This window comes from Falsirhodobacter halotolerans (assembly GCF_022899245.1).
In the GTDB taxonomy this organism is placed as follows: domain Bacteria; phylum Pseudomonadota; class Alphaproteobacteria; order Rhodobacterales; family Rhodobacteraceae; genus Falsirhodobacter; species Falsirhodobacter halotolerans.
Window position 1 is genome coordinate 2,393,277 of sequence record NZ_JALJAZ010000001.1, and the last position, 17,651, is coordinate 2,410,927.

At 68.4% G+C, this 17,651-nt stretch carries 21 protein-coding genes; 10 read left to right on the forward strand and 11 right to left on the reverse strand.

Annotated features, from left to right (window positions below):
* Window positions 1-23: 23 nt before the first annotated feature.
* On the forward strand, window positions 24-1,259 hold the full coding sequence (locus MU449_RS12460) for a saccharopine dehydrogenase family protein (RefSeq protein WP_244738552.1): 1,236 nt from the start codon (window positions 24-26) through the stop codon (window positions 1,257-1,259).
* Window positions 1,260-1,298: 39 nt separating this feature from the next.
* Here the strand turns inward: MU449_RS12460 and MU449_RS12465 are convergent, their stop codons facing one another.
* The gene (locus MU449_RS12465) at window positions 1,299-2,147 is read right to left on the reverse strand and encodes a MurR/RpiR family transcriptional regulator (RefSeq protein WP_244738554.1); all 849 of its coding nucleotides are present in this window, start codon (window positions 2,145-2,147) and stop codon (window positions 1,299-1,301) included.
* A 108-nt stretch (window positions 2,148-2,255) separates the two neighbouring features.
* Between MU449_RS12465 and MU449_RS12470 the strand changes: the two genes are divergently transcribed.
* From MU449_RS12470 to MU449_RS12500, 7 genes are read left to right on the forward strand one after another with little or no spacing between them, the layout of a single operon-like run.
* Window positions 2,256-2,978 carry a 5-formyltetrahydrofolate cyclo-ligase gene (locus MU449_RS12470; protein ID WP_244738555.1) on the forward strand — a complete coding sequence of 241 codons (723 nt, stop codon included), beginning with the start codon at window positions 2,256-2,258 and terminating at the stop codon, window positions 2,976-2,978.
* Window positions 2,979-3,001: 23 nt separating this feature from the next.
* The gene (locus MU449_RS12475; protein ID WP_244738556.1) at window positions 3,002-3,973 is read left to right on the forward strand and encodes an ABC transporter substrate-binding protein; all 972 of its coding nucleotides are present in this window, start codon (window positions 3,002-3,004) and stop codon (window positions 3,971-3,973) included.
* On the forward strand, window positions 3,973-4,731 hold the full coding sequence (locus MU449_RS12480; RefSeq protein WP_244738557.1) for an ABC transporter ATP-binding protein: 759 nt from the start codon (window positions 3,973-3,975) through the stop codon (window positions 4,729-4,731). The genes MU449_RS12475 and MU449_RS12480 overlap by 1 nt, the downstream gene beginning before the upstream one ends.
* Entirely contained in the window at window positions 4,721-6,271 is a 1,551-nt protein-coding gene (locus MU449_RS12485) for an ABC transporter permease (RefSeq protein WP_244738558.1), read from the forward strand. Before MU449_RS12480 ends, MU449_RS12485 begins: the two co-directional genes overlap by 11 nt.
* Window positions 6,272-6,293: 22 nt before the next feature.
* Window positions 6,294-7,049 carry a 5-formyltetrahydrofolate cyclo-ligase gene (locus tag MU449_RS12490; protein ID WP_244738560.1) on the forward strand — a complete coding sequence of 252 codons (756 nt, stop codon included), beginning with the start codon at window positions 6,294-6,296 and terminating at the stop codon, window positions 7,047-7,049.
* A gap of 31 nt (window positions 7,050-7,080) precedes the next feature.
* Window positions 7,081-7,431, forward strand: coding sequence for a CidA/LrgA family protein (locus MU449_RS12495; protein WP_244738561.1), 351 nt, complete (start codon window positions 7,081-7,083; stop codon window positions 7,429-7,431).
* The gene (locus MU449_RS12500) at window positions 7,428-8,135 is read left to right on the forward strand and encodes an LrgB family protein (RefSeq protein ID WP_244738563.1); all 708 of its coding nucleotides are present in this window, start codon (window positions 7,428-7,430) and stop codon (window positions 8,133-8,135) included. Before MU449_RS12495 ends, MU449_RS12500 begins: the two co-directional genes overlap by 4 nt.
* Here the strand turns inward: MU449_RS12500 and MU449_RS12505 are convergent, their stop codons facing one another.
* Genes MU449_RS12505 through MU449_RS12530 form a run of 6 tightly spaced genes read right to left on the reverse strand, consistent with a single transcriptional unit; the run spans window position 8,136 to window position 12,595 of the window.
* Window positions 8,136-8,573 carry a YaiI/YqxD family protein gene (locus MU449_RS12505; protein WP_244738564.1) on the reverse strand — a complete coding sequence of 146 codons (438 nt, stop codon included), beginning with the start codon at window positions 8,571-8,573 and terminating at the stop codon, window positions 8,136-8,138. It lies immediately after the preceding gene.
* A complete protein-coding gene (fghA, locus tag MU449_RS12510) occupies window positions 8,566-9,396 on the reverse strand; it encodes an S-formylglutathione hydrolase (RefSeq protein ID WP_244738566.1) in 831 nt (276 codons plus the stop codon). Before fghA ends, MU449_RS12505 begins: the two co-directional genes overlap by 8 nt.
* 11 nt (window positions 9,397-9,407) lie before the next feature.
* Window positions 9,408-10,331 (reverse strand): AEC family transporter, encoded by a 924-nt coding sequence (locus tag MU449_RS12515; RefSeq protein ID WP_244738567.1) that lies wholly within the window; start codon window positions 10,329-10,331, stop codon window positions 9,408-9,410.
* Window positions 10,332-10,386: 55 nt separating this feature from the next.
* Window positions 10,387-11,235 (reverse strand): OmpA family protein, encoded by an 849-nt coding sequence (locus MU449_RS12520; RefSeq protein WP_244738568.1) that lies wholly within the window; start codon window positions 11,233-11,235, stop codon window positions 10,387-10,389.
* A complete protein-coding gene (locus tag MU449_RS12525) occupies window positions 11,232-11,879 on the reverse strand; it encodes a GNAT family N-acetyltransferase (protein ID WP_244738569.1) in 648 nt (215 codons plus the stop codon). The genes MU449_RS12520 and MU449_RS12525 overlap by 4 nt, the downstream gene beginning before the upstream one ends.
* Window positions 11,876-12,595 carry a competence/damage-inducible protein A gene (locus tag MU449_RS12530; RefSeq protein ID WP_244739070.1) on the reverse strand — a complete coding sequence of 240 codons (720 nt, stop codon included), beginning with the start codon at window positions 12,593-12,595 and terminating at the stop codon, window positions 11,876-11,878. The genes MU449_RS12525 and MU449_RS12530 overlap by 4 nt, the downstream gene beginning before the upstream one ends.
* 120 nt (window positions 12,596-12,715) lie before the next feature.
* Here MU449_RS12530 and map point away from each other — a divergent pair, with 120 nt between their 5' ends.
* Window positions 12,716-13,522: a type I methionyl aminopeptidase gene (map, locus tag MU449_RS12535; RefSeq protein WP_244738570.1), complete on the forward strand. Its 807-nt coding sequence runs from the start codon at window positions 12,716-12,718 to the stop codon at window positions 13,520-13,522.
* Here the strand turns inward: map and MU449_RS12540 are convergent.
* Genes MU449_RS12540 through MU449_RS12550 form a run of 3 tightly spaced genes read right to left on the reverse strand, consistent with a single transcriptional unit; the run spans window position 13,516 to window position 15,916 of the window.
* Window positions 13,516-14,163 carry an HAD family hydrolase gene (locus MU449_RS12540; protein WP_244738572.1) on the reverse strand — a complete coding sequence of 216 codons (648 nt, stop codon included), beginning with the start codon at window positions 14,161-14,163 and terminating at the stop codon, window positions 13,516-13,518. The genes map and MU449_RS12540 overlap by 7 nt on opposite strands.
* Window positions 14,160-14,726 (reverse strand): 16S rRNA (guanine(966)-N(2))-methyltransferase RsmD, encoded by a 567-nt coding sequence (rsmD, locus tag MU449_RS12545; protein WP_244738573.1) that lies wholly within the window; start codon window positions 14,724-14,726, stop codon window positions 14,160-14,162. The genes MU449_RS12540 and rsmD overlap by 4 nt, the downstream gene beginning before the upstream one ends.
* Window positions 14,723-15,916 carry an NAD(P)/FAD-dependent oxidoreductase gene (locus MU449_RS12550; RefSeq protein ID WP_244739072.1) on the reverse strand — a complete coding sequence of 398 codons (1,194 nt, stop codon included), beginning with the start codon at window positions 15,914-15,916 and terminating at the stop codon, window positions 14,723-14,725. The genes rsmD and MU449_RS12550 overlap by 4 nt, the downstream gene beginning before the upstream one ends.
* A 71-nt stretch (window positions 15,917-15,987) precedes the next feature.
* On the opposite strand from MU449_RS12550, the gene MU449_RS12555 reads away from it, so the two are divergent.
* Window positions 15,988-16,476: a peroxiredoxin gene (locus MU449_RS12555; RefSeq protein ID WP_244738574.1), complete on the forward strand. Its 489-nt coding sequence runs from the start codon at window positions 15,988-15,990 to the stop codon at window positions 16,474-16,476.
* On the opposite strand, the gene MU449_RS12560 is transcribed toward MU449_RS12555, so the two are convergent.
* Window positions 16,473-17,651, reverse strand: coding sequence for a GNAT family N-acetyltransferase (locus tag MU449_RS12560; RefSeq protein WP_244738575.1), 1,179 nt, complete (start codon window positions 17,649-17,651; stop codon window positions 16,473-16,475). The two genes, MU449_RS12555 and MU449_RS12560, sit on opposite strands and share 4 nt — an antisense overlap.

A 17,651-nucleotide genomic window follows, 5' to 3' on the forward strand; every position in this document is an offset into this window, starting at 1 on the left:
GTCCTTAAAGGAGACGGTTCGAAGTGAAACGAAACGTATTGATCATCGGCGCCGGTGGCGTCGCGCAAGTGGTGGCGCATAAATGCGCACAGAACAACGACCGTCTGGGCGATCTGCATATCGCCAGCCGGACGGTCGCGAAATGCGACGCCATCCTTGCTTCGGTCAATGAAAAGGGCGCGATGAAGGTGCCGGGCGTGTTCAAGGCCCATGCGGTGGATGCGATGGACAGCGCCGCCGTGGCCGCCCTGATCCGGCAGACGGACGCGCGGATCGTGATCAACGTGGGCTCCGCCTTCGTGAACATGACGGTGCTGGAGGCCTGTCTGGAAACGGGGGCCGCCTATCTCGACACCGCGATTCACGAAGATCCGGCAAAAATCTGCGAAACCCCGCCGTGGTATGGCAATTACGAGTGGAAACGGCGTGAACGGGCGGCGGCCGCGGGCGTGACGGCCATACTCGGCGTCGGCTTCGATCCGGGCGTGGTCAACGCCTATGCCCGTCTGGCGGCGGACCAGATGGACACGGTGACGTCCATCGACATCGTGGACATCAACGCAGGGTCGCACGGGCGCTGGTTCTCCACCAATTTCGACCCGGAGATCAACTTCCGCGAATTCACCGGCACGGTTTATTCCTGGCAGAACGGCGCATGGCAATCGAACGCCATGTTCGAGGTGGGGCACGAATTCGACCTGCCCGTGGTGGGCAAGCAGAAGGCCTACATGACCGGCCATGACGAGGTGCATTCGCTGTCGGCCAACTATCCGCAGGCCGATGTGCGCTTCTGGATGGGGTTCGGCGATCACTACATCAACGTGTTCACCGTGCTGAAGAACCTTGGCCTGCTGTCGGAACAGCCGGTGACGACCGCCGAGGGGCTGGAGGTGATCCCGCTGAAGGTGGTCAAGGCCGTGCTGCCCGACCCGTCCAGCCTCGCCCCCGACTATGTGGGCAAGACCTGCATCGGCGATGTGGTGAAGGGCGTGAAGGACGGGGTGGAGGTCGAGACCTTCATCTACAACGTCGCCGATCACAAGGACGCCTATAACGAGACCGGCGCGCAGGGGATCAGCTATACCGCCGGTGTGCCGCCCGTGGCCGCCGCCCTTCTGGTGGCGGATGGCACATGGGACGTGGCCAAGATGGTCAATGTGGAAGAACTTGACCCCGTGCCCTTCCTGCGCCTTCTGAACGACATGGGCCTGCCCACCCGCATCAAGGATGCGCAGGGCGACCGCGTCTTCACCGGCTGATCCCCGCCCCTCCGCCCGCCCCGATCCGTCGGGGCGGGGTCACCCCAGGTCGATGATCTCCTCGCGGATGGCGTCGATGATGTCGCTGCGCTGCATCGCCTTCGCCCCAGCCCGCGCGGCATAGCTGAGGGCCAGCAGGCGGATCACGCTGGCCAGCGCCGTGTTCGACGCGCCCAGCCCGAAGCTTGCGACATGGCAGGGCAGCACCACGTCCGACACCCGCTGCATGTCCAGAAGCGACCCGCGATCGGTCAGCGTCACGATCGACAGGCGGCTGGTGCGGGCATAGGCCAGAAGCGGCTTCAGCATCGCCGCATGGGGCGGCAGGGTGATCAGCAACAGCACGTCCTTGGGCCCCAGCATCGCCAGTTCCTCGGGCAATGCGCTTTGCCCCACGCCCAGAAGCATGACCCCGTGCCGAAGCCGCGCCAGTTGCAGGCGGGCGTATCGGGCCAGCCCTTCATGCAGCCCCATGCCCAGCACCCAGACGCGCGGCGCATCGGCAATCAGGTCGGTCGCACGACCCAGCGTGTCCGAGCGCATCTCCTCGAAGGTGCGGGTCAGGTTCTTGAGTTCCAGATCCAGATGCGCGCCGATCGTCCGCCCCATCGCCACCTGCGCCGATTGGGTCAGCGAAAATTCGTAAGGTTCGGTCCGGTCCCGCTCCTCGCGCGCCTGCGCCTTCACCTCGTTGAAATCGGCATATCCCAGATGCTGGAAGAAGCGGGCGGCGGTGGCCTTGGACACCCCCGCCATCCGCGCGATTTCGGACGCGGGATGGGTCAGGATGTCGTCCTGCCGGTCCAGGATCAGCTGCGCCAGCTTCTGTTCGCCCAATGTCAGGCGGTCATAGTTTTCCTGAATGCGCAGAACCAGTCGGGACGCCATGTCACACCTTCTCCATCACTTTCGATAGGGACATTAACAGCCCACTTGCAATGATGAAACTTGTGTTTCATATTCATGAAACACTGAAACCCTTTTGACACGCATCCGATGCAGCAGCCCCGGCTTATCCGTCAGCGCATTTGGGACAGGCTTCGCCCCGTCGCGCGGCCCGATGCCCGCTTTCATCTGGATTTCGACCAGTTCGTGCCCGATTTCGACGGGTCGGACGCCGCGACCGACCGCGTGGCGCTGCCGGACGGCCTCGTCTTCGTGACCCCCGACAACGCGATGCTGACCCTGCGCGCGCGCCTGATCGCGCAGCGGCGGCGGTTCGTCATCGCCAGTTACAATCTGCGGCGCGGGTTTCTGCTGGTCGATCCCGCCTTTATGCCCGCGCTGGCCCCGGACGATCTGGCGACGCTGGACGTGATGGAACGCCACGCCCGCCCGCTGGATCTGGCGGCGCTGTCGGCGTTGGGCCCCATCGGGCTGGTCGCCACGGGCGCCTCCGCCGTGTCGATGGACGGGGTGCGCTTTGGACGCGGGCATACCTTCCTCGATCTGGAATGGGGCATCTTCGCCCATCTGGGCATGGTGGGCGACGGCACGAAGATCGTCGCCATCACCCATGACGTGCAATTGGCTGACGATCTGCTGAACGTCACCGATCACGAACTGCCGGTCGATCTCATCGCCACCCCCACGCGCCTTGTCCGCGTTCCGCGCAAGGGCCGCCGGCCGCGCGGCGTCCGCTGGAACGATGTGGGCCCCGACCTTATTGCCACCATCCCGCCGCTGGCCGAACTGGCCCGCGAGCGGGGCATCGCCTGACCCCTGCAAACCGGAGATTGTCCATGTCCCTCGCTCTCGACCGTCGTCTGTTTCTCGGCCTTCTCGGGGCCGGCGCCGCATCCGGGTTGCTGCCCGCCTGGGCCCGCGCCGCGACGCCGTTCAACTTTCAGGCCAGCTGGATCAACGATGCGGAGTTCATGGGATATTTCCTGGCCCTCGACAAAGGCTATTATGCCGATGAGGGGCTGGAGCTGACCTATCAGTCCGGCGGCCCGGACGTGATCCCCGAAAGCACGCTGATCACCGCGCGCGCCGATCTGACGCTGACCACGCCCGACACCACGATCAAGGCGATCACCGAACAGGGCGCGCCCTTCCGCATCATCGGCGCGCAATACCAGAAGAACCCGATCGGCGTCGTGTCCCTGGCGAAAACCCCGATCAACGAACCGCGCGACCTGATCGGCAAGACGCTGGCCGTGCCGCCGGTCAACGTCATCTCGGTCGAGGCGATGCTGGCCGCCAACGGCATCGACAAGGCGCAGGTCAACATCGTCCCCTATGCCTATGACCCGACCCCGCTGATCCAGGGAGAGATCGACGCCTCGGTCGATTTCACGACCAACGTCCCCTACACGATCGAGCTGGCGGGCGAGGAGGCGACCTCGTTCCTGCTGTACGATTATGGATACACCGTGTTCAACGATACGGTCGTGGTGACCGAGGACACGCTGGCCAGCCGCCGCGACGATCTGGTGAAGTTCCTGCGCGCCTCGCGCAAGGGATGGAACGAAAACTTCGCCGATCCCGCAGCCCTGCCCCCCGCCTATGCCGACACCTGGTTCAAGGGCACCGGCCGCGCGGTGGAAAACGAGGTCTATTTCAACACGGCCCAGCAGCCGCTGATGGAGGCCGAGGGCGGCATCTTCTCCATGTCCGAAGAGGCGATCGCCGCCAATATCGAGGCGCTGAACGCCGTGGGCATCAAGGCCACGCGCGACCATTTCGACACCACCCTGCTTGACGAGATCTGATGTCCCTCAGCCTGACCCTGCACAACGTCACGCGCCGGTTCGATGGCCGTGGCGGGCGCGTCACCGCGCTGGACGACGTGTCGCTGACGGTGCCCCCCGGCACCTTCACGGCGCTGATCGGCCCGTCGGGCTGCGGCAAATCCACCCTGCTGCGCCTGGCCGTGGGGCTGGACGCGCCGGATGCGGGGTCGGTCGATCTGGGGGGCATGGCCCCGGCCGAGGCGGCGCGCAAGGGCCTGACCGGCATCGCCTTTCAGGATGCGGCCCTGCTGTCGTGGCGCAGCGTGGAGGCCAACATTGCGCTGCCCTTCGACGTGCTGCGCCGCCCGCATGACCGGGCCCGCATCGCCGACCTGATCGCGCTGGTCGGGCTGGACGGGTTCGAGAAGGCCCTGCCCGGAGAGCTGTCGGGCGGGATGCGCCAGCGGGTCGCCATCGCCCGCGCGCTGGTCAACGAACCGCAGGTGCTGTTTCTGGACGAACCCTTCGGCGCGCTGGACCAGATCCTGCGCCGCCAGATGAACATCGAATTGCAGCGCATCTGGATGGAGGCGCGGGCCACGACCCTTCTGGTTACCCACGGCATCGACGAGGCGGTCTTTCTGGCCGACCGCGTGGTGGTGATGTCCGCCCGCCCCGGACGGATCGCCCGCATCATCGACATCGACCTGCCCCGCCCCCGCCGCGCGGATCTGTTCGGCACCCCCGAATTCGCCGCACTCGAGGCCGAGATCGCCGAGGCGCTGGATGGCCGCTAAGCGTGCGCTGACGCCTCTGGTCCTTTTGGGCCTGTGGGAGGTGGTGGGCCGTCTGCGCCTTGTGGCGGACGGCGCGCTGCCCGCGCCCAGCCTGATCGCGGCCCGGTTCTGGGAGGATCGCGCCGATTATCCCCTGCATGTGTGGGCGACGTTTCAGGGGGCGGGTGCCGGGTTTCTGATCGGCAACCTGATCGCCGTGGCGGCGGGGATCCTGTTCGCCCTGTCGCCCGCCGCCGCCCGTCTGGCGCGAGGGGTGAACATCGCCATCTTCGCCCTGCCCGCCATCGCCATCGCGCCCCTGCTGACGCTGATGACCACGGGCATGACACCGCGCATCACGCTGGCGGCCATTGGCTGCTATTTCGTCACAATGACCGCCACCGTCACCGGCATCACGCAGGCCGACGCGCGGATGCGCGACGTGATCCGCGCCTATGGCGGCGGGCGGATCAGCGCGCTGCGGCTGGTGGAGTTGCGCGCCGCCCTGCCGCAGATCCTGGCCGCGCTGCGCATCGCGGCGCCGGCCGCCGTGCTGGGGTCGATCCTGGCCGAATTCGGCGGGGGCGGGCGGTTCGGCCTCGGGGCCTATCTCATCGGATCGCTGGGCCGGGCCGATCCCGCGCGCCTGTGGGGGATCGGGCTGGCCGCCACGCTGATGGCGGGGGCGGGTTACGCCCTTTTCGCCTGGGCCTCGCACCGCGTCACCGCCAGCACCCGCGCGGTGACCGTGCCCGCCAGCCCCCCGCCCGGCATCACGCGCGGCCCCATGTGGCAGCGGGCGACGCTGGCCGCAGGCTCCATCGCGCTGCCGTTCCTGATCTGGTGGGGGCTGATCGTGGCCTCCGGCGCGCCCGCGATGATCGCGAAAACCCCGGCGGCGCTGGTCGATTACCTGATCCTCGCCCCCACGGCCGACAGCGCGCAGGCCCGCGTCCTTGCCGCGCTGGGGCAGACGCTGCCGATCACCGCCCTTGGCATCGCGGCGGGGCTGATCTTCGCCTTCGCCCTTGCCATGGCCTCGGTCCTGCGGCCCGCCATCGTGCGCGCGTTCATGCCAATCGCGCTGGTGACGCAGACCATGCCGCTGGTGGCGCTGACGCCGCTTCTGGTGCTGATCCTGGGGCGGGGGCCGTCGGTGATCCTGTGGATCACCATCTCCGTCACGTTCTTTCCCGCCTTCGTCACGCTGGCCCAAGGGTTGCAGATGGTGTCCCGCTCGGCGCTCGATCTCTCGCGCGCCTATGGCGGGGGGGCGTGGCGGACCTTGCGGCTGATCTCGCTTCCGGCCTCCGCCCCCTATGCCTTCGTGGCGCTGCGGCTGGCGGTGCCCCGCGCGCTTCTGGGCGTGATGACCGCCGAATGGCTGGCCACCGGCACCGGGCTTGGCAATCTGCTGAACCAGTCGCGCGGGTATCTGGATTACGGGATGATCTGGACCGTCGCGGTCCTGTCCGTCCTCCTTTCCGTTCTCTCCTATCAGGTCCTCGTCTGGATCGAGCGTCGGGTTCTGGCCCGCCTCGGCATGGCGCAGGCCGCTTGACCCCCACCAAGGAACCCCTTCCATGACGATGACAATCCAGGAAATCGACCGACACAAGGCCACCGTGCGCGAGCGCGTCTGGTCCGACCTGCGCAAGGTCGCCGTGCCCGACAGCCGCTTTCATTTCGATTTCGGCGAATTCATCGCCGATTTCGAGGGGGGAGAGGCGGCGGTGGACCGCCTGATCGCGCACCACTTCTATCAGGACGCGCAGTTCATCTTCATCACGCCCGACAACTGTCTGGACCGCCTGCGCCTGCGCGCCCTTCAGGATGGCAAGACGGTGCTGATGACCACCTATTCCATCAAGCGCGGGTTCTGGCTGCTGGACCCGAGCAAGATCGACCCGTCGATGTATCTCTACGCCTCCACCCTCGACGGGATGGAGCGGGTGGGCGAGCCGCTGCGGCTGGCCGACATCGCCATGCTGCCGCAGATCGACTTCATGGTCACGGGGACCGGGGCCATCAACACCGAAGGCGTGCGCTTCGGCAAGGGCCACGGGTTCTTCGACGCCGAATGGGGGATGCTCTATCGTCTGGGGCGCATCACCAAGGACACCCCCGCCGCCGCCGTCGTCCACGATTGCCAACTGCTGACGGAAACGCTGACCCCCGACGTTTACGACACGGTGATGGACGCGATCTTCACCCCCACGCGCACCATCCCCGTCATCGGGCCGCACAAACCCACCTGTGGCATCGTCTGGGACCGGCTGGACCCGCATATGTTCGACACCATCCCGCCGTTGCAGGAACTCAAGGCGATGGGGCTGTAAGAGGGCGCGGTGACGGGGTAAGGCGTTGCGCATGATCGCCACCTTCCTTCTGCTGTTCACCTGCCAGATCCTGGGCGAGATGGCGGCCCGCGCTCTTGGCCTGCCGCTGCCCGGCCCTGTCGCGGGGCTTGTTCTGATGCTGGGCCTTCTGGTCGCCGTGCCGCGCGCGGTCGATCTGGTGCGTCCGACCATCGCGGGGCTGCTGTCCTGCCTGTCGCTCTTGTTCGTGCCGGCGGGCGTGGGCATCGTCGCCTATCTGGATGAGGTGCAGCGGCAGGGGCTGGCCCTTGCCGTCACGCTGATCGGATCGACCGTGATCGCCATGGCGGTCACCGCGCTGGTGTTCCGCGCCGTGGCCCGCCTGACGGGGAACGGGACATGACCGCGTTGTGGGAGGCGCTGCATCATTCGACGCTGATCTGGCTGACGGCAACGCTGGCCGCGTTTCTGCTGGGCGACCAGCTTGCGCGCGTGGCGGGGCGGCATCCTCTGGTCAATCCGGTGCTGGTCGCGGTGACGATCCTTGGCGCGCTGCTGCTGGTCACCGGCACGGAGTATGCCACCTATTTCACCGGGACCGCGCCGATCCATTTTCTGCTGGGCCCGGCGACGGTGGCACTGGCGCTGCCCATCCGCGACAATCTGCATCTGGTGCGGAAATGCCTTCTGCCGCTGGGCGTGGCGCTGGCGGCGGGGTCGGTCGCGGCGGCGGTGGCGGCGGTGGCCCTTGCGCATCTGACGGGCCTGTCCGATCCGATGCTGGCCACCCTTGCGCCGAAATCCGTCACCGCCCCCGTCGCCATGCCGATCGCCGAACGGCTGGGCGGCCTGCCGTCCCTGACGGCGGCGATGGTCATCCTGACCGGGATCACGGGGGCCATCGTCATGGTCCCGCTGATGCGCCTGCTGCGGATCACCGACCCAAGGGCCGCGGGGTTCGCCACGGGCCTTGCGGCGCATGGCATCGGCACCGCCCGCGCCTTGCAGCTTTCGGGCACGGCGGGGGCGTTCGCGGGCCTTGGCATGGGGCTGAACGCGGTGCTGACGGGGTTCGTGGCCCCTTGGGCGCTGCACCTGTTCCGCTGATCAGCGCAGCGCGCGTTCCATGGCCTCCAGAAACCGCGACCGGTCGGCCTTGGAGAAGCTTTTGCCGCCCCCCTGCCGGAACGGATCGGCGCTGCGCAGATCGGCCATCAGATCGCGCGTGGCCAGCACGTTGCCGATATTGGCCGCCGTCAGGGGGCTGCCGTCGGGACGCAGCACCTTGGCCCCCGCCGCCACGCATTTCGCAGCCAGCGGGATGTCGTTCGTCACGACCAGATCCCCCGCCCCCGCCCGGTCGGCGATCCACATGTCGGCCACGTCCGGCCCATCGGCCACGAACACGCTTTCGACCAGCGGATTGGCCGAGGGACGGATGCCGCCGTTGGAGACCATGAACACCCGCCGCCCATGACGGGTGGCCACCCGCTCCACCTCGGCCTTCACGGGGCAGGCGTCGGCATCGACATACACATCAGGCATAGAGCGCCTGCGCGTGGAAGGTCACATGTTCCTCCATGAAGGTGGAGACGAAGAAATAGCTGTGATCGTAGCCCTTCTGCATACGGAACACCCCGTCCTGCCGCCGCGCGGCCATCGCCTCGGCCAGCGTTTCGGGGGTCAGGCGGTCCAGAAACGGGTCCGACGCGCCCTGATCGATCAGCACCGGCCCGTCGAACCCCCGCTTGCGCATCAGGATCGTCGCGTCATGCGCGGCCCACAACGCCTCATCCTCGCCCAGATAGGCGCGGAACTGCCGCCGCCCCCAGTCGGAGGCGGTCGGGTGCGCGATCGGCGCAAAGGCCGAAACGGAGCGGAACCGCCCCGGCAGCCCCATCGCCAGCGTCAGCGCACCGTGACCGCCCATCGAATGGCCGGTGATGGACTGCGCGCTCTCATCCACGGGGAAGGTGCGGAACAAAAGCTTGGGCAGATCGTCGGCCACGTAATCCCACATGCGGAAATGCGGCGCCCAGGGCGTTTGCGTCGCGTTGACGTAAAAGCCCGCGCCCTGCCCCATGTCCATCGCATCGTCATTCGCCACCTCCGCCCCGCGCGGGGACGTGTCGGGAAAGACCAGCGCGATCCCCTCGGCGGCGGCCCAGGCCTGCGCCCCCGCCTTGACCATCGCGTTTTCATGCGTGCAGGTCAGGCCCGACAGGAACCAGAGCAGCGGCACCGGCCCCTCCTCCGCCTCGGACGGCAGGAACAGGCCGAAGGTCATGTCGGTGCCCGTGGCGTCCGAGGCGTGGGAATAGACCCCCTGCACGCCGCCGAAGGCGCGGTTTTCGCTGATGGTTTTCATGTCCTGTCCTTTCAGGTTTGCCCCCAGGCCAGCACGCCCCCGAGGGTCAGAAGACTGGCAAGGGTGGAGAGGAAGATCGCCGACGACACCCGTCGCGGCGCGATCCCGTAATGCTGCGCCAACATATACACGTTGCCCGCGACCGGAAGGGCGGCGGTCGCGATCATCGCCTGCGCCACAAGGCCGGACACGCCCGCGCCCCACAGCGCCGCCGCCACGGCCAGCGGATGCAGGATCAGCTTGGCCCCGCCCAGCCAGGCCGCGATGGCCGGACGCTCGCCCCCCGCGCCGGCCAGCGACCCGCCGATGGCAAACAGCGCGCCCGGCGTCGCGGCCGTGGCCAGCAGCGCCAGGGACGTGTCCACCGGCGGCCACAGATCGCGGCCCAGCGCCGCCCAGACCAGCCCCGCCGTCAGCGACAGGACCATCGGATTGCCCAGCCATCCGCGCAGGATGCGCCCCGGCAGGCCCCGGTCCAGCGTCGCCTGACGCGACAGGGTGATCATCACCACCACCAGCGTGGCAAACACCCCGATGTCCAGCACCAGCGTCATCAGGATCGGCCCCACGGCCGCCGTGCCCAAGACCCCGATCAGCAACGGCAGCCCCAGAAAGCCGGTATTGCCGGTAACCGCGCATTGCGCCTCGATCGCGGCGGGGGCGAGCGTTTCGCCCCGCCGCCGCGCCACGACAAACACCAGCGCGAACACCGCCCCCGTTCCCACAAGATAGGCAAGGACGGGCCGCCAGGTGAACACCTCGGCCAAGGACAGATCGGCGGCGAAACGGAACAGAAGCGCGGGCAACGGAAACAGGAACACGAACCGCGTCAGCGCGGCGATGGCCTCCGGGGTCAGCCACCCGCCGCGCACCGCCAGATACCCCACCCCAATCAGGGCGAAGAAGGGGGTCATCTGCGTCAGCATCGCGATCATGGCGGTCCGGTCATCGTTCGGGGCGACCCTTTCACGCGCGGCGCGGCAGGGCAAGTCAGCGGGCCATCGCCTCCACCCGCCGGTTCAGGGTGCGCCCCTCTTCGGTGCGGTTGGTGGCACGGGGGGCCAGGGGGCCGACCCCTTCGACATCGATGCGGTCCGCCGCGATGCCTTGGGCCACCAGCCAGTCGCGCACCGCCGCCGCCCGCTGCCGCGACAGGGCGATGTTCGCCTCCCGCCCGCCCGAGGAATCCGTATGCCCCACCAGAATAACCCCGCGCGCGGCATCCGCGTCCAGCCAGTCCCGCAGCGGGGCCAGGCCCGGCTGATCGGGGGCGAGCGCGCCGCCCCCCGTGGGGAAGGCCACGTCCAGCGGCACCGACCCCTCCTCGAACTCCGATCCGCCATCCGGCATCGGCGCGGGCGTCGTGGGCAGGGGCGCGCCGCCCGGGGCGATCTCGGTCACCTGAAGAAACCCCCGCTCGGGCGAGCGGCTGACCATGATCCCCAGCCACGCGGCCTCCTTCCGGGCCGTCAGCCAGCGGAAATCGCCCAGATCGACATGCATTTCCGGTTCGGGAAACAGATCCAGCCCGAAGCGGAAATCGAAGCCGCCGCAGCCGTCCGTCTCGCAGTCATAGACGAGGGTCCAGCCGCCTTCGGTCAGGGCGGCGCGGATGGGCTGAACCAGCGAGAGGGTGGTGAACCCGTCGGGCGGGGTGATGCGCCAGGCGGTGCGGGTGATCGCGCCCTCCCGCCCCTCGACCGTCTGCGGGCCGATGGGCAGGGTCGTGCTGTCGGGCGACAGGATTTCGGTCCGCGTCACCTCGGCCGGGCCGGGGACCGGGGGGGTGAAGGCGGCGGCGGGCGTGGCCATCAGCGCCAGAAGCACCAGCGCCCTCATGCCGGGGCCTTGCGATAGCGGTAGAAGCCGATGCAGGTCATGCCCAGCGCGTCGTAAAGGGCGCGGGCCGGACGGTTGTCCGCGCTGACCACCAGCCCGAAGCGGGTGGCACCCTGCGCCGCGGACCAGGCCACCGCCCCCGCCACGACCTGCCGCGCCAGACCCTTGCGCCGATGCTCTGCCACCACCTCCAACGCGTGCAGCACGGCCAGATCGCCCGCCACGCCGACGAAGGCCGCCGCCCCCGGCACCCAGATGACGGCCTTGGGCACGCCCGCCCGCTCCATCACCGTCCGTCGCCCCGCGCCGATCTTGCCGCCCGCCGCCCATGTGGCCAGCGCCTCGGGCGCGGGGGGCCATGCGGCGGCGCAGGGTGCGCTGGGCAGATCGGCCATGGGGGAGACATAGATCGCCACGACATCGTCCAGCGTATAGCCGCGCGCGGCCAGATCGGCGTCCAGTGCCGCCTCCGCATCGGTCAATTGCACGAAGGGCGGCGGCGCGCTGTCATAAGCCCCCTCAAGCGTGGCGGCGGACACGCGGCTGCCGCCCCCCCCGCCGTCGCGCATCCGCCAGGGCCCCTGCCGCCACCTGCGGACCGGGGGCCATGTGGCCTCCATCGCGTCCAGCACCGAACGCATCATGCGAACAGTGCCGCGAGCCGGGTCATCGCTTCGTTCAGGCGGGCGGGATCGGTGCCCCGCACCACAAGGTTCGTGCCCATCACGCCGTTTTGCTGAAAGGGATAGCTGCCCATGGACAGGTCGGGATATTCGGCCGCCAACGCACCGAACGGCGCGGCCACGTCGCCCTCCCCCCGCTTTACCCGCAGGGATTGCGACAGAAGCGGATCGCCGCCCTTGATGCCGGGCAGGACGGACGCCAGCATCGCCTCGAACACGTTGGGCACGCCCGCCATCACATGAACGTTGCCAAGGGTGAACCCCGGCGCGATGGAGACGGGGTTGTCGATCAGCGTGGCCGTGTCGGGAATGCGGGCCATGCGCTGGCGGGCCTCGTTGAACTCCCGCCCCGTGCGTTCGTAATGCGCCGACAGAAGCGCCGCCGCATCGTCGCGCACGCCGATCGCCACACCGAAGGCCGCCGCCACCGCGTCCGCCGTGATGTCGTCATGCGTCGGCCCGATCCCGCCCGACGTGAACAGGTGGTCGTATGTCGCCCGCAGCGTGTTCACCGCATCGACGATGACGGCGTGATCGTCCGCGATCATCCGCACCTCGGCCAGGGTGACGCCGGCGATGGTCAGCTCTTTCGCCAGATGATGCGCGTTGCTGTCGCGCGTGCGCCCCGACAGGATCTCGTCCCCGATGACCAGCATGGCGGCGGTGGGATTGGACATGCGCGTAAGCCCCTTCATCTGTGATCCCCAAGGTATAGGCCGCGGCCACGGGGGTTCCAAGGTCTGGCGTTTTGCCGCCCCGGCGATTATATCCGTGACCGGACAGGAAAGGACGATCCGTTGGAAGACAGCCGTGGCCGCGTGACCCGCGAGGGCATCCGCCTCTATGAACCCGCCGATTTCGACGGAATGCGCCGTGCCGGGCAGGCGACGGCGGCGATCCTGGACGCCGTGGCGCGCCAAGTGGCCCCGGGCGTCACGACCGAAGCCATCGACGCCTTCATCGAGGCGGAGATCAAGGCGATGGGCGTGACCTCGGCCACCATCGGCTACAAAGGCTATCGCCACGCGTCGTGCATTTCGATCAACCACGTCGTCTGCCACGGGATTCCGGGGCCGAAGGTGCTGAAGGATGGCGACATCCTGAACATCGACGTGACGGTGATCGTGGACGGCTGGTTCGGCGACAGCAGCCGGATGTATGTCGCGGGCCAACCGAACCGCAAGGCCGCGCGCCTGATCGAGGTGACGCATGACGCGCTGATGGTGGGGATCGAGGCCGTGCGTCCCGGCAACACCTTCGGAGACATCGGGCACGTCATCCAGGCCTTCGCCGAAGGCCACCGCATGTCGGTGGTGCGCGATTTCTGCGGCCATGGCCTCGGCCGCGTGTTCCACGCGCCGCCGAACGTGCTGCATTACGGGCGCGCGGGCAGCGGTGCGGTGCTGGAGGAAGGCATGTTCTTCACGATCGAACCGATGGTGAACCTCGGCCGCCCGGAAACCAAGGTTCTGGCCGATGACTGGACGGCCGTAACGCGGGACAAATCCCTGTCGGCCCAGTTCGAACATTCGGTCGGCGTGACGGCCGACGGGTGCGAGATCTTCACCACCTCCCCCGGCGGCCTGTTCCACCCGACCTACTGAAGGCCAAGAAGCGCGGGCAGTTCGCCCATATGCGTGAACAGCCTCGCCCCCTCGGCCTCCAGCGCCGGATGCGGGCCGTGGGGGGCGTAGCCAAAGCAGGTCATGCCCGCCAGCCGCGCGGCGCGGGCGCCCGGAACGCTGTCCTCGATCACCGCGCAATGCGCCGGATCGACGCCCAGAAACTGCGCGATATGACGGTAAAGCCCCGGATCGGGCTTCGGCATGTTCAGCTCCTGCCCCGAGAACAGCCGCCTCTTCAACCGGCGATAGACGTCCGGATGCTGGCCCAGCGTGATCCCCATCTTCTCTGTCGTGCCGTTCGACCCGACGGCATAGGGAAGGCCCGCCGCGTCCAGCCGGTCCAGCAGCGCGGGGATGCCGGAGATCAGCGGCGTGTGCCCCCGCAGCAGGGCATAAAGCCGCTCATAGAAATCGCCGACCCACCCATCCGGCAGATCGGCCCCCAATTGCCGTGCCGAGCGAAAGATCAGCGGCATGGTCGTGCCCAGAAACAACCGCTCCATCATCGCATCGTCCACCGGCAGGCCATGAAGGGCCAGATCCTGCTTCAGCATGGCCAGCGTCGGGCCTTCGCTGTCCACCAGCACCCCGTCGCAATCGAAGATGACCGCCGCAATCATGCCGCGCCCTTTCGCAGGATGGTGACCAGCGTCTCACCATAGCGCCGCTGATCCAGCTGGTCGAACCCCTGCGGGATGACGGGGGGCGTCCCCTCCTCCCACAGGATCAGGGCGTCGTCGGTCAGCCAGCCGCCCGCCACGGCAGAGGCCAGCGCCCGTTCCCCCAAGCCCCGCGCATAGGGCGGATCAAGAAACACCAGATCGTAGGCCGCGCCCCGCACATCCCCCAGCCGGGTGGCATCGCGGCGGATGATCTCGGTGGTGTCTGCGGTCCGCGTCAGGTCGATGTTCCGGCGCAGCAGCGTCCGCGCGGCGGTGCCGTCATCGACAAAGGTCGCACGGGCCGCGCCACGGCTGATCGCCTCCAGCCCCAAGGCGCCCGTGCCCGCGAACAGGTCCAGCACCCGCGCATCGGCCAAGGGCGCGCCATAGCCGCCATTGATCAGCAGGTTGAAGATCGCCTCGCGCACCCGGTCGGAGGTGGGGCGCAGATGCGCCGCCGGATCGCCCGCCCCCACCTCGGCCAGACGCGTGCCGCGCAGGCGGCCGCCCACGATCCTCATAGCAGATCCTTCACGGCGGCGGCGGTGGCGACCGCGTGGGGGGTGGGGGTGCGCCCCGCTTCCAGCAGGCGCTTGCCCACCATGAAGGCACGGGGGTCGTTCGCCGCCTCCACCGCCAGCAGCCGATCGCCCGCGAATGACCAGAACGAGGTGCCGCTGTCCTGCCGCGTCACCACATGGTCCGCCCCGGCGCCCAAGCCCGCGATCTGCAACTTCACGTCATACTGGTCGGACCAGAACCACGGCATCGGCGCGTAATCCTTGCCCTGCCCCAACATGTCGGCGGCGACGGCCTCGGCCTGCTCGATGGCGTTCTGCACCGATTCCAGCCGCATCCGCCCCCCCGCCACGGGAAAGGACGCGCAATCCCCCGCCGCCCAGATCGCCGGGTCCGAGCTGCGCCCCCGCGCATCCACCGCGATGCCGTTGTCCAGCACCAGCCCCACCGCCTCGGCCAGACCCGTCGCGGGCGCGATGCCGATGCCTGCGATGACGAGATCCGCCGGAATGACCCGCCCGTCGGTCAGTTCGGCCCCCGTCACGCGCGTGTCGCCCAGCAACCGCGCAAGGCCGGTCCCCTCCAGCACCGTCACCCCGTGGCCTGTGTGAAGATTGCGGAAGAACGCCGCCGCCTCCGCGCTTGCCACGCGGGCAAGGATGCGGGGCGCGGCCTCGATCACCGTGACGTCCAACCCCAGCTTGGCCGCGACCGCCGCCGCCTCCAACCCGATATAGCCGCCGCCGATCACCACAAGACGCCGGCCCGCCACAACCTCGGGGCGCATCGCGTCCACATCGGCCAGCGTCCGCACCGCATGGACGCCCGCCAAATTGCCCCCCATCGCCGGGGGCAGGCGGCGGGCGATGGACCCCGTGGTCAGCGCAAGCTTGTCATAGCTGAGCGTCCGATCGCCCAGCGTGACGGTCCGCGCCGCGGGGTCGATCGCCGTGACCGGCTGACCCAGATGCAGGTCGATCCCCTGATCGGCATAGAAACCGTCGGCACGCAGGGTCAGGCGGTCCACGCCCATATCGCCCAGCAGATAACCTTTGGACAGCGGCGGGCGCTGATAGGGGGGGACCGTCTCCTCCCCCACCAGCGCGATGGGGTCCGTGCAGCCCATCGCCCGCAGACGCGCGGCCAGTGCCACGCCCGCCTGCCCCGCCCCGATCACCACGATGCCCGCCATATTCACCATTCCCGTCCCGCGCGGCGGAGCCTATATCCGTGCCACGGGAAAACGCAACCAATGGGGAACTTATGACCATCGCAAAAGGGGATCGCCTGCCGGGGGCCACGCTGATGCGCATCGGCGCGGATGGGGTTGAGGAGGTCGATCTGGCCACCCGCCTGAACGGGCGAAGCGTCGTGATCTTTGCCGTGCCGGGGGCCTTCACACCCACCTGTCATTCGGCGCATATGCCGGGCTTCGTCCGTCTGGCCGACGCCCTCCGCGCCAAGGGCGTGGACGAGGTGATCTGCACCGCCGTCAACGACCCCTTCGTGATGAAGGCATGGGACGAGGCGACGGGCGCGGGGGCCGCCGGCATCACCGTCCTGTCCGACCCCAAGGGCGAATTGGCCCAGGCGATCGGCATGTCGGTCGATTACGACGCGGCGGGCCTGATGGGGCGGTCGCGCCGCTATGCCCTTCATGCCGTCGATGGCGAGGTGCGCGTCTGGCACCCCGAAGAAGGCAAGGGCTGCGAGATGTCGGGCGCGGACGCGATGCTGGCCGCGATCGGCTAGATCCCTTCCTCCTCGGCCCCGCCTTTGCGGAAGGGGCCGTAGGAGGTCAGCACCTCCATCTCCTCATCCACCGCCGCGCGCTCGGCGTCCAGAAACTGGGCCACCGCGCGGCGGAATCCGGGATTGGCGATCCAGTGCAGCGAATGCGTCTCGGCGGGCAGATAGCCGCGCGCGAGCTTGTGTTCGCCCTGCGCCCCCGCCTCCACGCGCGCCAGCCCCTGCGCGATCGCCCAGTCCATCGCCTGATAATAGCACAGTTCGAAATGCAAAAACGGATGGTGCTCCGAACTGCCCCAATAGCGACCGAACAGCGTGTCGCGCCCGATGAAATTCAGCGCCCCCGCGATCCAGTGCCCCTCACGCTCGGCCATCACCAGCAGGATGTCGTCCGCCATGGTGCGGTGGATCTCGGTGAAGAACGCCCGCGTCAGATAGGGCCGCCCCCATTTCCGCGCGCCCGTATCCTGATAGAAGCGCCAGAAGGCGTCCCAATGATCGGGCCGCAGGTCGGACCCCGTCAGGACGTGGATCGTGCCGCCGAAGCCTTGTGCCGCCTCGCGCTCTTTGCGGATCATCTTGCGTTTGCGCGAGGACAGATCGGCCAGAAACGCCTCGAAATCGGCATAGCCGCGATTGTGCCAGTGAAACTGTTGGCTGGATCGCGGCAGAAACCCCACCGCCGCGCCCGCCGCCGCCTCCGTTGCCGTGCAGAACGTGGCGTGGACGGAGGAGAGGTCGTTGCGTTCCGCCAAGGCCAGCGCGCCCTGCATCAACGCGGAGCGGCCCACATCCTCCAGCCCCTCGGCGGTCAGGAACCGGCGACCGGTGGCGGGGGTGAAGGGCACGGCGATCTGCAGCTTGGGGTAATAGTCGCCCCCCGCCCGTTCAAAGGCATCGGCCCAGGCGAAATCGAAGATGTATTCGCCCTGGCTGTGGGATTTGACATAGAGGGGGGCGGCGGCGATCGCCCGCCCCGCCAGCCGCGCGACCAGCGGGTGCGGCTGCCAGCCCGACGCCCCCCCCACCGATCCCGACATCTCCAGCGCAGCGAGGAACCGATGCGTGGTGAAGGGATCGACCGGACGTCCGCCGCCGGGATTGGCCAATCCGTCCCATTCCGCCGCATCCAGTGCGGCGACGGCGTCGTGGGCGGTTACGTCGATGTCCTGTCTCAT

Bases quoted from the DNA above. Each gene is read 5' to 3' on its own strand.
- MU449_RS12520 (WP_244738568.1), bottom strand. From the start codon at position 11,235: ATGAGGGCGCTGGTGCTTCTGGCGCTGATGGCCACGCCCGCCGCCGCC.
- MU449_RS12465 (WP_244738554.1), bottom strand. From the start codon at position 2,147: ATGGCGTCCCGACTGGTTCTGCGCATTCAGGAAAACTATGACCGCCTG.
- MU449_RS12540 (WP_244738572.1), bottom strand. From the start codon at position 14,163: ATGATTGCGGCGGTCATCTTCGATTGCGACGGGGTGCTGGTGGACAGC.
- fghA (WP_244738566.1), bottom strand. From the start codon at position 9,396: ATGAAAACCATCAGCGAAAACCGCGCCTTCGGCGGCGTGCAGGGGGTC.
- MU449_RS12555 (WP_244738574.1), top strand. From the start codon at position 15,988: ATGACCATCGCAAAAGGGGATCGCCTGCCGGGGGCCACGCTGATGCGC.
- MU449_RS12525 (WP_244738569.1), bottom strand. From the start codon at position 11,879: ATGATGCGTTCGGTGCTGGACGCGATGGAGGCCACATGGCCCCCGGTC.
- MU449_RS12500 (WP_244738563.1), top strand. From the start codon at position 7,428: ATGACCGCGTTGTGGGAGGCGCTGCATCATTCGACGCTGATCTGGCTG.
- MU449_RS12470 (WP_244738555.1), top strand. From the start codon at position 2,256: ATGCAGCAGCCCCGGCTTATCCGTCAGCGCATTTGGGACAGGCTTCGC.
- MU449_RS12495 (WP_244738561.1), top strand. From the start codon at position 7,081: ATGATCGCCACCTTCCTTCTGCTGTTCACCTGCCAGATCCTGGGCGAG.
- MU449_RS12475 (WP_244738556.1), top strand. From the start codon at position 3,002: ATGTCCCTCGCTCTCGACCGTCGTCTGTTTCTCGGCCTTCTCGGGGCC.
- MU449_RS12505 (WP_244738564.1), bottom strand. From the start codon at position 8,573: ATGCCTGATGTGTATGTCGATGCCGACGCCTGCCCCGTGAAGGCCGAG.
- MU449_RS12490 (WP_244738560.1), top strand. From the start codon at position 6,294: ATGACGATGACAATCCAGGAAATCGACCGACACAAGGCCACCGTGCGC.
- MU449_RS12560 (WP_244738575.1), bottom strand. From the start codon at position 17,651: ATGAGACAGGACATCGACGTAACCGCCCACGACGCCGTCGCCGCACTG.
- MU449_RS12485 (WP_244738558.1), top strand. From the start codon at position 4,721: ATGGCCGCTAAGCGTGCGCTGACGCCTCTGGTCCTTTTGGGCCTGTGG.
- MU449_RS12550 (WP_244739072.1), bottom strand. From the start codon at position 15,916: ATGGCGGGCATCGTGGTGATCGGGGCGGGGCAGGCGGGCGTGGCACTG.
- MU449_RS12480 (WP_244738557.1), top strand. From the start codon at position 3,973: ATGTCCCTCAGCCTGACCCTGCACAACGTCACGCGCCGGTTCGATGGC.
- rsmD (WP_244738573.1), bottom strand. From the start codon at position 14,726: ATGAGGATCGTGGGCGGCCGCCTGCGCGGCACGCGTCTGGCCGAGGTG.
- MU449_RS12530 (WP_244739070.1), bottom strand. From the start codon at position 12,595: ATGTCCAATCCCACCGCCGCCATGCTGGTCATCGGGGACGAGATCCTG.
- MU449_RS12515 (WP_244738567.1), bottom strand. From the start codon at position 10,331: ATGATCGCGATGCTGACGCAGATGACCCCCTTCTTCGCCCTGATTGGG.